The organism is Alphaproteobacteria bacterium 33-17, from assembly GCA_001897445.1.
Classification (GTDB): Bacteria; Pseudomonadota; Alphaproteobacteria; order Rickettsiales; family 33-17; genus 33-17.
Genome location: MKSX01000015.1, coordinates 75,665 through 89,770, shown reverse-complemented (window position 1 = coordinate 89,770; position 14,106 = coordinate 75,665). Strand labels below are relative to the sequence as shown.

The following is a 14,106-nucleotide window of genomic DNA, read 5'->3' as shown; positions in this document are numbered from 1 at the left end:
ATGGCTAAATCTAACCTTCTAACGTTTAAAAAATATTATTTAGGCTTAATACTAAAGTTTAAATGGTACTTTATAATAATGCAAGTGGCAATGTTTGGCTGGGCAGTGCAAGAATCATTATCACCTTATTTTACAATGAGAATTTTAGATATTCTTACCGACCCAAATGTTGATAAATCCAATGTATTTCAAAAACACCAAACTTTTTTCTATATATCGCTTTTGATTTATTTCTTAATTGAAGTAGGTCATAGGGGTCATGAATATATTGCAGGTAAATTTTATCCTAAATTAAAAAGGCATGTAAGAGTGAGCATAATGGAATATACCGTTGGGCATTCTCATGAATTTTTCATTGAAAACTACAGCGGTTCTATTTCCAATAAAATTGCAAGGCTCGCAGACGGCATTCAGGATATATCTGAAAAAATTATATGCGTTTTTGTACCAGTATTAATATCACTTGTAATAACTTGCATTTATCTGTTTAACACAAGTAAATTCTTAGGATATGGCATTATTACCTGGTTTGTTTGTTACATGGGCCTTTTCATTATTTGCGCTAAGAAAAGTCAGAATTTAGCAGAATTACATTCCCAGCAGGTCACATTACTAAATGGTAAAATTGTAGATATACTCACTAATATGTTTACAGTTAGGCTTTTTTCAAGAAAAGCATACGAACTTGAACGGTTAAGCCATGAAAATCTGCGTGAAATGAAGGCTTACCGAAAGTCTGCACTCTTTAACTTTAAACTTAATACAGCATTAACACTTATAACAATAGCTTTTATCGTATATATGGTAGCAGGTGGTATAATGCTTTGGCAGCATGATTACATTACACTTCCGGAAGTAGTGTTATCAATATCATCTTTATATATAATTGGTATGGTTTGGTATATGGGCTTTAACCTTATACCGTTTTATACCCAGCTAGGGGTTTGTAATGAAGCCCTGGACTTACTAAGGGAAAAACACCAGGTTGAAGATATCAATACTCCTAAGCCACTTCATATAACCGATGGCAAAATCGAGTTTGCAAATGTTACATTTGAATACGCGAATAACAAGAACGTACTCAAAAACTGTAATTTAATAATACCTGCAAACCAAAAAGTTGGGCTTGTAGGGCTTTCTGGATCAGGTAAAACAACGTTTTGCAGCCTTATCATAAGGCTTTTCGATATTACTTCTGGTAAAATTACAATAGATGGCATTGATATTAAAAATGTTTCGCAAGATGATTTAAGAGAAAATATTGCCTACATTCCACAAGATTTAGCAATGTTTCATAGATCAATCATGGAAAATATAAGGTATGGAAGGTTAAGCGCAACTGATGAAGAAGTAGTTGAGGCTGCGAAAATTTCAAAAGCTCATGATTTTATTATAAGCCTTCCTGATGGCTATGATACCATGGTTGGTGAAAGAGGCTCTAAATTATCAGGCGGTCAAAGACAAAGAATAGCAATAGCAAGAGCTATTCTTAAAAACTCAAAAATTATAATCATGGATGAGGCAACAAGTGCGCTAGATTTAATCACCGAGCATGAAATTCAAAAGAACCTTTATAAAGGCATACATGACAAAACTTTAATAGTAATTGCGCATAGAATATCCACTCTTACTGATATGGATAGGATTTTAGTATTTAGACATGGCGAAGTAATTGAAGACGGTACTCATACTGAATTACTTAATCATAAAGGGCATTACTATGATCTTTGGTATAAGCAGTCACAAGCGGAATAATTTTAAAGTTTACGGTTTAAATATAGTAGTTTGGTGGGTCAGTCCTAAATGGTCATATGCCATGGAATTGGCAACCCTTCCACGTGAAGTTCTAGATATAAAACCTTGCTGGATTAGAAACGGCTCTATAGTCTCTTCTATAGAATCTTTCTGTTCATACATTGCAGCCGCCATTGCTTCAATACCAGCTGGTCCCCCATTAAAATGCTTAATAAGAATTTCTAGGTATTTTCTATCATTATAATCTAAACCTGATTTATCTACCTCAAGCTTATCAAGGGCAAATGATGCAACTTTTTCGCTTACGCTTTCATTTGGATAGTGTATTTGGGCAAAGTCCCTAATTCTCCTAAGTAAACGTAGCGCTATTCTTGGGGTACCACGTGATCTTTTAGCTATTGTAAGCGCCCCTTCATCATTTAGATCCATTTTCATGATTTTAGCACCACGACTTACAATCATCATAAGTTCGTCATGATTATAAAACTCTAGCTTTAGTGGAATTCCAAATCTATCTCTTAGCGGATTACTCAGCAGCCCTATTCTTGTTGTTGCCCCCACTAAAGTAAATGGTGGTAAATCAATTTGTACTGATCTTGCAGAAGGACCTTCACCTATCATAATATCAATCGTATTATCTTCCATTGCTGGGTACAATACCTCTTCAATATTAGTATTAAGTCTATGAATTTCATCAACAAATAGCACATCTCCAGCTTCTAAACTTGTAAGAAGGGCAGCTAAATCGCCTGCTTTGCTAATAATAGCGCCTGAAGTAATTCTAATATTATTACCAAGCTCTTTTGCAATAATTTGAGCAATTGTTGTTTTGCCTAGACCAGGAGGACCATATAAAATTACATGGTCTAAAGAATCCCCTCTAGACTTTGCTGCATTTATAAATACTTCTAAATTACCTTTTATTTGGCTTTGTCCTACAAAATCACGTAAATATGATGGTCTGATAGTTTGATCTATCATTCCCTCATCATCTAACATATCGCTTGAAAGGATTCCTGCATTTTTCATTTAGATAGTTCCCTCAGTGATAATCTTATAAGTTCTTTTGTGTCAGCATTATCATTAGCCTTAACCACGTTTGCAACAACTTTGCTTGCATCATATTTACTATAACCCAGTGTCACAAGTGCAGCAATTGCATCTTCATGAGCAGGTTTTATATTATTTACCATTTCAACATACGAAGTTGGCGTAATTGTAGCTATTTTATCTTTTAATTCTACAATAATACGCTCAGCTGTTCTAGGACCTATGCCATTAATTTTAGCAAGGCTTGTTTTATTACCAAGCATAACGTCTTTGGCAAATCCTTCAAAATCAACATGGCTTAATATATTTAAAGCAACTTTAGGACCTACACCCTTAACCGTAATAAGCATTCTAAACCAGCTTAAATCTGTTCTGTTTAAAAAACCATATAAGCTAATCTGATCTTCTCTAACTATCGTTTCAATATATAATTTAACAGGATTTCCATCTAGTTTTTCTGCAGTTTTTACAGCGCAAAAAACACGGTATCCTACACCACCTACATCTAAAATTACTTCGTCGTCGATGATTTCTGGAATTCCCTTTAAACTTGCAAACATGTAATAACCGCTTTTTAGTTTTGTTTTTGGTTTATAGTAAGCTTGACCTTATTAATCTGGTTATTGATTTTCTTTTGAATTTCAAACTTACAAGAACCTATCTCAATTACTTCACCTTCTTCAGGTAAACGCTCAAGCAAGTACATAATCAGACCTGCAACAGTATTTGCTTTATCTTCAGGAAGACCAAGCTCTAAGTCACGGTTTAAGTCTCTTACATTAAGATTACCCATCACAACATATTCCGTATCTGATATTTTAGTCATATGTTCTTTTGCTATATCATGCTCGTCTTCTATTTGACCCACAATTTCTTCTAAAATATCTTCGAGTGTCACTAAACCCATAAGCACGCCATATTCATCTATAACTAAAGCGAAATGTGTTCTTTTAGTTCTAAAATGTTCTAACTGATCTTTAAGCAGCGTAGTATTTGGAACATACATAGGCTCGCTTGTATATTTCATTATATCAATTTTACTGATATCGGTTTTATTATCATTAATTGCTTTTAGCAGACTTTTAATATGCAGAATACCAACTATATTATCAGAGTTATCTTTCCATAGTGGAATTCTCGAATGCGGATAATTCAGACATAATTTAATAATATGGTCGATTGAATCATTTGCATTAATCATTTTCATACTTGATCTGTGAATCATAATCTGCTCAACGTTTACGTCACTTAAATCAAGTACGCCACCTAGCATATCCCTATCACCTTTTTTAACAGAGCCTTCCTTTCTAGAAAGTTCAATAGCTCCTCTTATAGCTTCATTACCCGACATAATGGAGTCTTTTGCCTTAAGTTTAAGTGCAGTCATTAGGGTTTCACCAATCCAGCGGATTGCAATACTCACTGGCGCACAAATATGTACAAGGAACATAATAATTGGTGATATTGCAATCGCTACTTTTTCAGGGTGTTCAAATGCATATATTTTTGGAAATACTTCGGCAAATATGAAAATTAAAACCGTCATTAGTACAGTTGCATAGATTACCCCTTCATCACCGAAAAGCTTCACTAAGAATGTAGCAACAATACCTGATGCCAGAACGTTTACGGCATTATTCAAAAGCAAAATTGTTCCAATTAGCTTTTCTTTATCCTCACGAAGCTGAAGAACTGTCTCTGCTCTTTTATCTCCCTGAGTTTTAAGATGGTGCATTTTCGCCTGCGAAGCTGCGGTAATTGCAGTCTCTGCTGCCGAAAAAAATCCCGCTATAAGTAAAAGACCAAAAGTCGAAAGAGAAAGTAAAAGTATAGATTCCATATATTACTACAATAAAATTATTCACTACCATATATTATGGCTTTTAAAAAAGATTCCTTATTAAAAAATACTAAATCATCTTCTTTTTCACCCACACCAATTGCTATAATTGGCAATTTAAATTGATCTGTTATAGATATAACTATACCGCCTTTAGCAGTACCATCAAGTTTTGTTACAATAATTCCTGAAATTTTTATATATTCTTTAAAGCTTGCAACTTGCTTAATTGCATTTTGCCCTGTTGTGCCATCAATCACAATTATGTTTTCAGTAGGAACATTTGGCAAAACTTTATCAACAACACGCGCTATCTTGGAAAGCTCATCCATTAAGTTAAGCTTGTTTTGCAGCCTTCCAGCTGTATCTATTATAAGTAAATCATAGTTTTCAGCTTTTACTTTTTCCGCTGCTTCAAAAGCAACGCTTGCGGGATCCTGGTTTTCTTTACCTATGTATATATCTACATTAAGTTTATTACACCATGATTTAATTTGCTCAACTGCGGCGGCTCTAAATGTATCGCATGCTACAACTAATACCTTTAAACCCTGATTTTGATAAATTTTAGCAAGCTTTGCTGATGTGGTTGTTTTACCATTACCATTAACACCGCACATAATAATAACTGAAGGTGAGGTTTTAAATTCTAAGGTTTTTTCAGAATTGCTCATTAAGCTTTCTAATTTTTCATAAATGTAATTTCTTACTTCTTCTGAAACGTTATCACCATCAAATTTCTTTTTCCTTAAACCTTCAGTAATACTAAAGGATATTTCTGTTCCAATATCTGAACTTATAAGCAAAGTTTCTAGATCTTCTAATGACTCATTATCGATTTTTTTTGCAGTAAATATTGAAGTGATTTGTTTACCAAATTTTGAAGTCGTAGACTTTAGCCCCGATTTTATTTTGGCAAACCAACTTAGTTTTTGTTCGTTATCAGACATTTAAATACTTTTGCTTACCAGGAATCCGTCCTGAATACCTGTAATTACAACATTAAGCAATGTACCAGAAGTATAAGATTCTTGCAAGATTACCGGAAGGAAATTTTCGGTTTTTCCTGTACCATCAGCCTCAACTAATACACTCATCTCCATGCCTACAAATTCTTTAAGCCTTTTTTCTAGTTCAAGTTTTGCAAGCTCTCTTAAAACTTCAGCCCTTCTTTTTCTAACTTGCTTTTCAACTTGCGGCATTTTAGCAGCAGGAGTACCTTCTCTTTCAGAATATGGGAACGAATGTAAGTGCGAAATTTGAGCCTCAACAATTAACTTACTGGTGTTTTCAAACATTTCATCAGTCTCTGTTGGAAAACCTGCAATAATATCCGCACCAAATATAACCTTATTATTAAGCTGCTTTGCCTTTTTACAAAATTCTATTACATCTTCTCGTGTGTGCCTTCTCTTCATGCGCTTGAGAATCATATTATCACCAGCCTGAAGGCTAATATGTAAGTGCGGCATAAATCTTGGTTCATTTGCCAGCATATCCATTATATCATCATCAATTTCCGCAACATCTACTGAAGATAACCTTAACCGCGGCAGATCAGGTACAAGCTTAAGCAGCCTCTTCATCATCTGACCTAAATTTGGATTTCCTGGTAAATCCTTACCATATGATGTTATATCAACGCCTGTAAGTACTATCTCTTTAAAACCTTGCTCAACTAAGTGCTTTACCTGATGGACAATTTCACCCATTGGAATGCTTCGGCTATTACCTCTGCCATAAGGAATAATACAGAATGTACATCTATGATCGCAACCATTCTGAACCTGTATAAAACCTCTGGTCTTACCATCAAAACTTTTGATTAAGTGACTTGCGGTTTCTTTGACTGACATTATGTCGTTTACCAACACTTTCTCAGTTTCAGTATTTAAGTAATTAGCTTTATCTAGCTTTTCTTCGTTACCTAACACAAGGTCAACGCCTTCTATATCCGAATATTTTTGAGGTGCAATTTGAGCAGCGCACCCAGTAACCACTACTTTATAGTCTGGATTTTCTCTAATAAATTTACGGATTGCCTGCTTTGCTTGTCTTTCAGCTTCTTTGGTTACAGCGCAAGTATTGAAAACAACTGTATTTTCTTCAATATTACTGCCCAGTTTTTCTCTAATTACTTCGCTTTCAAATGCATTTAATCTGCATCCGAATGTGACTACTTCTAGTTTTGTCATTGATTTTTATAGATTTTTAAAATAATTATCTCAAAGTTAACAGGAATATAAGCTATTTTCTTAAAATTATCAACTTAATTTGGTGCAAAATTTCTTATTACCGAATCTATATTAAGGGCGCTTTTAAACCTACCGCCAGCTCCCTGAACATTCATGATAATTATAGAATTAGGAGCATTTTGAAAAGGAATACCCTGCATTGTAAATGCAGCAGGTGTGATGAATGCCAGCTTTGGCATATCAAAATTAATAAGACCCTTACCCGTAGTATACTGTGTTGTATAAGTAAGATTATCAGACTTAACATTACCATTATTAATTACAAACTTACCTTTAAGGTTTTTAATATCAGTAAAACCAGTAGATGCTGCTCTTGCGCCAATAATTTTGACAAGATCCTTGGTTAAATTATTTTTAAATTTAGCAATATTAAAAATAACACTATCAATATCTGTTTCTAATATTTTAATATTGTCCGCTGCAATATCTACATTTCCGTTCATATTATTTATATAGTTAAATATTGAATAACCGTTTGTTTTGATTTTCCCTGACAGGGTAAAAGCACCTGATAAATTTGGAAAAAATTTAGTATCCTGATCTTCAGTAAGCTCAAAATCTGCATTTTGAAGTACAAATGATAAATCTAGTGCATTGTTATAATTTTTAAAATAACCACTAAAATTGAAAGTACCGCCAAATACATTGAATTTTGATTGTTTTATACTCATATTTGATTGAACAAATTCTGTAGATAATTTTACAGATTCCAGAGGAACCTTTTTATAAACAATTCTATCACCAATCATATCAAACGTGCCGTCAAATTTATCCCATTTAGGAAAATCAAAGGTACTGGTATTCCACAAAAAAGCCCCAAGATTTGATAGCTTCATGTTATCAAGACTCACATCTCTTCCAAAATGCCTGAAAATTTCAGTATCTAAATATGATACATTACTCTTAATGACTAAGTAAGGTCTGGCTTTAGAGTTATTCAGTAATGCAGATAATGAAAGCTTAGCCTGCTCATCATTTACATTAAATCGGTTTACAATCAACTGGTTTTTAGTATAGCTGACATCTACAGAAAGATTTTCGATCAATTTATCATTAAATGTAAGATTCTGAAAATTAAAGATAATTCTATTATCGCCAGTTACATATGAAAGGCTATTTAAAAACGACTGCGGTGTATTAGCATCTGTATAAAACAGACTGTCTAAAGCATCATATATATTTGGCGCCAAGCCCATTTTAGTTAGATTCATATTATTGACATTAATAATACTTTCAGATTTATCTGTTGAAAGCTTTAGATTTGCAGCTATTCCCACCCCATCAATAGCTAAGCTTTTAATAGCAATAATAGATGCTTCTTTGTTTAACTCATATGATATATCTAAAGCTAATGCCGCATCCTTAGAAAGCTCTACGTTTGCTCTATATGATACCAAATAGCTTACCAAATCTTTGAGCAGCTTACTTTGAGAGGTTAAGTTGACATTTAAACTGCCTTTAGCAACTAAATTTTGGTCATCAAATCCCGCCTTAGCTGTCATTGAACCGGAAGAGCCTGTTAAAGATAAATCCTGTAAATTAAGTCCTTTCGATGATTTAACAAGTAACAGCTTGAAATCATCATAACTATCGCCATGTATTTTAATATTTTTAGCAAAAATAGCATAACCATTTGTACTAGAAGAGTTAAAGTTTAGTAGCGCCTGTTTAAAGAACCCATTTTGCAAATCATCAAGCTTCTTGCCCCAGTTTATAGATTCAAGATTAACCGTCGAAATATTTAGACCATTACTGATTTTCTTTAAATTGCCTGTACCTTTAACAATACTTCCATCAATTGTTTTAAATTCAGTTACACCTGAATCTGCATAATAGTTGGCATCAATTTTTAGCGACTCTTCGAATAAGTTATTTTTGATATAATCTGGGAAAGATTCAAAAACAGTATCATTAATAAGATCAAAATTAGTAATATTAACTTTAATACTGGATAAATTTTTGTCCTGAGCTAATTTAGATATTTCAACACCCTTACCTTTTACTACAAACTCAAACGTATCACCCAAACTTCCTTCAAACGAGAGGGCTTCATTATTAACATAATATCCATTAAATTTGTATCGTCCGAAACTATTATTCAGGCTAAATGTTACCCTTCCCAGACCATGTTTTATTAAATGACCCTTGTCATCTTTTACATTGATATTGCCTAAAAAATCATTAGTTATCAGAGCATTCTCGACACTTAAACCCGATGCAACTGTGTTGGTCGCAGCAAAATTTAAAAACTCATCGATATTAATATACCCGCCTCTAATTGTAACTTTATCTATATTTTTGGAGGTTTGATTAGAGACAACAAGTTTTGCAACTGATACTAAACTAAAGCTAAACTCTAAGTTATCAGATTCTAAAATTGTCTTGTTTTCAAGTGTTTTAATAATAGCATTATTAAAACGTATTTTGGGAAATGGCAGGTAGCTAAGCTCTGTGTCTGTATCTGCTGAAAACTTGTATTTATCTGACAGCGATGCAGTTATTGAGGCTGTATTAATAGCTTTTTTCGTTACCACAAACGTAGTAAGTCCAAATATTGAGAATATGGATAATAAAATCGTAATTAATCTAATTATATGTTTCATTGCTATATTTTATAAAAAATGCCACAAAATTTACCTGCATATTTTGCAAGCTTTTTAAAATTTAGCGTGCAAGCATAAGCTAATACTTTTGCCAGAGTAGCACAGAAAATCCTGATTTTCAATATATTAGCAGAAAGGAATCCTTTATATTTATATTCAATGTAAATACGGGAGTTTGTAGATGCAATATTTTTAAAAACTTCAAGTTTCCAAGAAGGCTTTGAAGACTTCCCGACAAGATGCATGCATTTTGAATCATTTACAACCATTGCATACGAACCGTTTTTATAAACACTTATACAAAAATCATCATCTTCATGGAATAAGAAGATATTGGGGTCAAATAACTGATGCTGCCTTAAATAATTGATTCTTATAATATAAAATGCACCAGAAATAAATTCAGCACATATATCACCTTCCATTTTCTTACTACATAAACCGTTATAATTTCTTTTAAAAATATTTGGTTTATAGGTAAGCATTTCACTACCTTTTCCATCATAAAGTTTTGGCGCAAATACTGCCGCATCTGGATACTTACCAGCTGCATTAATAAGGCTTTGCAACGTATCTGAATTTAAAGCACAATCTGGGTTTATAATTGCTATAAATTCTGCATCTGTTTGATTCTCAAAAATTTTCTGCAAATTATAATTATGCCCTTTACCAAACCCCAGGTTTTTTGGTGATATGTAAAGATTCACATCATAATCTTTTATAGCACTCTCAATACCACTATCCTGACTATTATCACATATATAGATCGGTATATTTTTTGGTACAGTTTCCAGTAAGCCCTTAATAATATGAGAGCTTTTGTAAGTTACTATTGAAATAGCAATTTTTGACGAAGTAACAGTATTGTTCATTTTCTTGTAATAATATATTGAATTTTATACATTTTATACATTATAATAGGTATCTATATATAACTATTTATTTAACTTTGCACGGATAAATCTAACATGAATGGTTTTGAACTCAATAAAATTGCCGCTTCAATAATAGTTGCGGGTCTAATCGCTATGCTTTCAGGGTATGGAGCAAAAATGTTCTTTTACGAAGGTCATCATAAAGAGGTTAAAAGAGGCTATCAGGTTGAGGTTACAGAAGATAGCGGTGCAGCTGATAGTGGCACTAAAGGACCTAAGATTCCAGCTTTTGAAATTGGCAAGCTTATGGCTGCAGCCAATGCTGAAAACGGCAAAAATATTTTCAAAAAATGCGCAACTTGCCACGATCCTAATAAGGGAGGACCAAATAAAGTTGGTCCTGGTATCTGGAATGTAATTAACCATCCAAAAGCTGCACATGATGGTTATTCTTATTCAGAGGCTTTAAAAGCAATGTCTGACCAAAAATGGGGATACGAAGAGTTATTTAAATTCATATATTCCCCTAAAGACTATGCAAAAGGTACAAAAATGGGGTTTGCCGGGCTTAAAAAACCTGAAGAAATTGCTGATCTTGTATCTTATTTAAGAACTTTAAGTGATAGCCAGGCAGCACTTCCTGCAGCAGATTTAATAACTAAAGCTGTTGAGTAAGCAATATAACAAATATTTTTGTACAATTTTTAAAGATAATACTTGCCAAGCTTCTAAAAATAGTATAAAAAGATTTTCCATGTGGCCCCTTCGTCTAATGGTTAGGACATTACCCTTTCACGGTAGCAATACGGGTTCGAATCCCGTAGGGGTCACCAATAATTATTCTATTACATTCCCATATTAATTTAAAATTGATTTTTAGCGTTTATAATGCTATTAAATATATTGTAAACAGTAAACTATGCTTGTTATTATTAAAGCATTTTACTAGCTTAATAGATATTTAAAAGGTTATTCAAATGACATTTAAGGCAGTTGTATATAAACCAGCTAAAAGCGCTATGCAATCAGGTAAAAATAATTCTAAAAATTGGCTCTTAGAAGTAGATAACCAGGGCGGACGTTACATTGATAGCCTTATGGGATGGACAGGCAGCATTAATACAGCTACACAAATTAAACTGAAATTTCCTACTATGGAAGACGCTTTAAGATATGTAAAAAATAATTATACAGATTATGAAGTTCGACTACCAAATTCGCATCTTATTACTCCTAAAAATTACGCTGATAATTTTCTTGATTAAAAAACACCCACAACCAAAAAGTTAAATCCTTAATTTTTTGCTATTGTGATTTGAATTTTTTTGCGTTAATATTAATTTATTAACTATAAGAAAGGAGGGTTGTATGGTTGATACAACAATTGAGAATCAGGATCACACAGAATGCGCTGTTCAAAAAGGTGGTTTCTTTGGGATTATAAGAGAATTTTTCCATGGCTTACTAAATATCATTAAAACATATTTAATAGAATACAAGGAAGCTCAGCATGAAGAAAATACTGCTCAAAATTCTGATGATCACATAACTCCTAATCATAATAATGAACATGCTGATCAGCATACACATAAGGAAGAACCTCCATACGAGGATAACACACCTGATTACTACGTTTCATAGAACGCCAGAGGGTTTTATAAAAGACAATAAAACCCTTTTTATATCTTTTAAAACACCTCAAAAAATACTATTTTATGATTTACATTAATCGTAAAATAATTTTGTAATGCAAGATAACCAAATTTTATCACCTAATCATTCATCTATTGTTCTGGCATCTGCAGGAAGTGGGAAAACTACTTTACTAAAGAACCGTTATGTATCTCTAATCAAAAATAACATAGACCCCAAACGCATAGTTTGCCTTACATATACAAATAATGCCGCAGAAGAAATGAAAGAGCGTATAAGCAGTGAGCTTGGGGAAATGCTTGATTTAAAGATTTTTACAATTCATAGCTTTCTACTTAGCATACTTAAAGCCTTCCCTTATGAGGCAGGATTAGACCCAGACTTTGAAATAGCTGACGATGATAGTATTAGACAAGTTTTATATCAAAATATCAATGAAATTACAAAAATCGCTTCTAAGCTAACTATTAGCCTTGATTTGAATATTGAAGGTTTATTAGATTTAACAAATAAAATTGTAAATTATGAATCTTTCGATTTTAATCCTGCAAATCTAAGAAGTCATACTTTTAAAACTATCAGAAATAACAACGAATATTCATTAGATGATCTAGAACTACTAAATATTTCTCTTACTCAGGACTTACTTGAATTTAAAGTTAAACTTAATGATATTTTATCACAGGAAATTGGCAGGAAACGTATTACATTTTCACAAATTATTTCTAAGGCAGAAAATTTATTAAATAATCCTGATATTAAAGAATGGGTATTGTACAAAATTGATAGCGGCATAGATCATTTAATGATAGATGAGGCTCAGGATATAACCATTGATCAAATTAGAGTACTTCAGTCGATAATTGATAATTGTATATCTGATGAAAGTAAATCAATTTTTATTGTAGGCGATATTAAGCAGTCTATATATAGCTTTCAGGGTTCAAACTCTGATTATTTCTTAAAATTCCTAGATAATGTTATAAATCAGCTAAAGTTTCATAATAAAAGCCATTCAATCGAATATTTAAACTCAACTTATAGAAGCTCTAAAGCCATTATAGACTTTGTTAATGATTATTTTAACAACCCCTCATCGTTATCTGCTCTAAAGGTTACAAATGATTTTACGCATAACACACTTAACAACCTTGATGGCAAAATTGTAAAACACATAATTAATTCCAAAACTGCAAAGAATGACATAATAGCATCTAAAATTATTGAAATAATTCATGAAAAACTTTCTCTTGGTGAAAAATTAAACGATATAATGATACTAGTTAGAAATAGAGGCACATTATTTTCAACTATTAAAGATTATTTAGACTCTAATAATATAAAATACTTATCACGCGAATCTATAGTAATGAATGACCACCCATTATTTAAAGATATTATTACTATAATTCGCCATATATTTTTAAACATTACAGATTTTAGCATTAACCGTATACATCATATCTATCCAGACTACGAAAATTTTAGATCTTATATCTTAGAAAATAAGCTAAGTATAATGGAATTTTTAAGTATATTTTATAAACAATACTGCAATTGTTTAAGATCGCTTTATAATGAGTTTGATAGGATATATGATATTTCTTATAGCTTTATTTACAAAGAATATGCAGGGTCAATCATAGAGTTGCTTGAAAAAATGTTAGGCTTTGCAAAAATTGTTTATATCGAAGCTGAAGGTGAAGGTGTAAAACTTATGACAATTCACGGATCCAAGGGACTTGAAAATAAATTTGTAATAATTGCAGATTTTGATAATAAAGTGAATACTGGATCTAACAAGTTTGAATATTCACACGAAAACAAGACTTTCATATATAATGTAAAAAGCTCTCTTCGTTCAAAAAGTTTTGAATCAATTTTACAAGAGCAAAAATCACTAATGCTTGAAGAATCAGAGCGGCTTACATATGTTGCTTTTACTAGAGCTAAAGAAGAACTTCATATTATATGTAAAAGTTAATTATATAGTTAAAGTATTTGAATTATGGTACAGGAATGACGAGCGAAGCTGAGTCAAACCTAGGTGAGTGAGGAAATAATGCATACCAGAA

At 32.4% G+C, this 14,106-nt stretch carries 12 protein-coding genes and 1 tRNA gene; 6 read left to right on the top strand and 7 right to left on the bottom strand.

What is annotated here, in order from left to right; translation table 11 throughout:
- Positions 1–1,755 (top strand): hypothetical protein, encoded by a 1,755-nt coding sequence (locus BGO27_01905; GenBank protein OJV14236.1) that lies wholly within the window; start codon positions 1–3, stop codon positions 1,753–1,755.
- A gap of 9 nt (positions 1,756–1,764) precedes the next feature.
- Here BGO27_01905 and BGO27_01900 read toward each other — a convergent pair whose 3' ends face one another.
- From BGO27_01900 to BGO27_01870, 7 genes are all read right to left on the bottom strand, one after another.
- Positions 1,765–2,784, bottom strand: a complete 1,020-nt coding sequence (locus tag BGO27_01900) for a Holliday junction DNA helicase RuvB (protein ID OJV14235.1) — start codon at positions 2,782–2,784, stop codon at positions 1,765–1,767.
- Positions 2,781–3,365, bottom strand: a complete 585-nt coding sequence (locus BGO27_01895) for a Holliday junction DNA helicase RuvA (protein OJV14234.1) — start codon at positions 3,363–3,365, stop codon at positions 2,781–2,783. Before BGO27_01895 ends, BGO27_01900 begins: the two co-directional genes overlap by 4 nt.
- A 14-nt stretch (positions 3,366–3,379) precedes the next feature.
- Complete coding sequence (locus BGO27_01890) at positions 3,380–4,645, bottom strand: hypothetical protein (protein OJV14233.1); 1,266 nt, start codon at positions 4,643–4,645, stop codon at positions 3,380–3,382.
- Positions 4,646–4,662: 17 nt separating this feature from the next.
- Entirely contained in the window at positions 4,663–5,595 is a 933-nt protein-coding gene (locus BGO27_01885) for a signal recognition particle-docking protein FtsY (protein OJV14232.1), read from the bottom strand.
- Positions 5,596–6,840: a tRNA (N(6)-L-threonylcarbamoyladenosine(37)-C(2))-methylthiotransferase MtaB gene (locus tag BGO27_01880; GenBank protein OJV14231.1), complete on the bottom strand. Its 1,245-nt coding sequence runs from the start codon at positions 6,838–6,840 to the stop codon at positions 5,596–5,598. It abuts the gene before it with no gap.
- A gap of 74 nt (positions 6,841–6,914) precedes the next feature.
- Entirely contained in the window at positions 6,915–9,503 is a 2,589-nt protein-coding gene (locus tag BGO27_01875; GenBank protein OJV14230.1) for a hypothetical protein, read from the bottom strand.
- Between the two features lie 2 nt (positions 9,504–9,505).
- The gene (locus tag BGO27_01870; protein ID OJV14229.1) at positions 9,506–10,375 is read right to left on the bottom strand and encodes a hypothetical protein; all 870 of its coding nucleotides are present in this window, start codon (positions 10,373–10,375) and stop codon (positions 9,506–9,508) included.
- A gap of 96 nt (positions 10,376–10,471) precedes the next feature.
- Between BGO27_01870 and BGO27_01865 the strand changes: the two genes are divergently transcribed.
- The 5 genes from BGO27_01865 (at position 10,472) to BGO27_01845 (ending at position 14,015) form a co-directional block, all read left to right on the top strand.
- The gene (locus BGO27_01865) at positions 10,472–11,053 is read left to right on the top strand and encodes a hypothetical protein (GenBank protein OJV14228.1); all 582 of its coding nucleotides are present in this window, start codon (positions 10,472–10,474) and stop codon (positions 11,051–11,053) included.
- Between the two features lie 83 nt (positions 11,054–11,136).
- Positions 11,137–11,211: transfer RNA gene (locus BGO27_01860), tRNA-Glu, on the top strand.
- 144 nt (positions 11,212–11,355) lie between these two features.
- On the top strand, positions 11,356–11,643 hold the full coding sequence (locus BGO27_01855; protein ID OJV14227.1) for a hypothetical protein: 288 nt from the start codon (positions 11,356–11,358) through the stop codon (positions 11,641–11,643).
- A gap of 103 nt (positions 11,644–11,746) precedes the next feature.
- On the top strand, positions 11,747–12,019 hold the full coding sequence (locus BGO27_01850) for a hypothetical protein (GenBank protein ID OJV14226.1): 273 nt from the start codon (positions 11,747–11,749) through the stop codon (positions 12,017–12,019).
- A gap of 106 nt (positions 12,020–12,125) precedes the next feature.
- Entirely contained in the window at positions 12,126–14,015 is a 1,890-nt protein-coding gene (locus BGO27_01845; protein ID OJV14225.1) for a hypothetical protein, read from the top strand.
- Positions 14,016–14,106 lie beyond the last annotated feature (91 nt).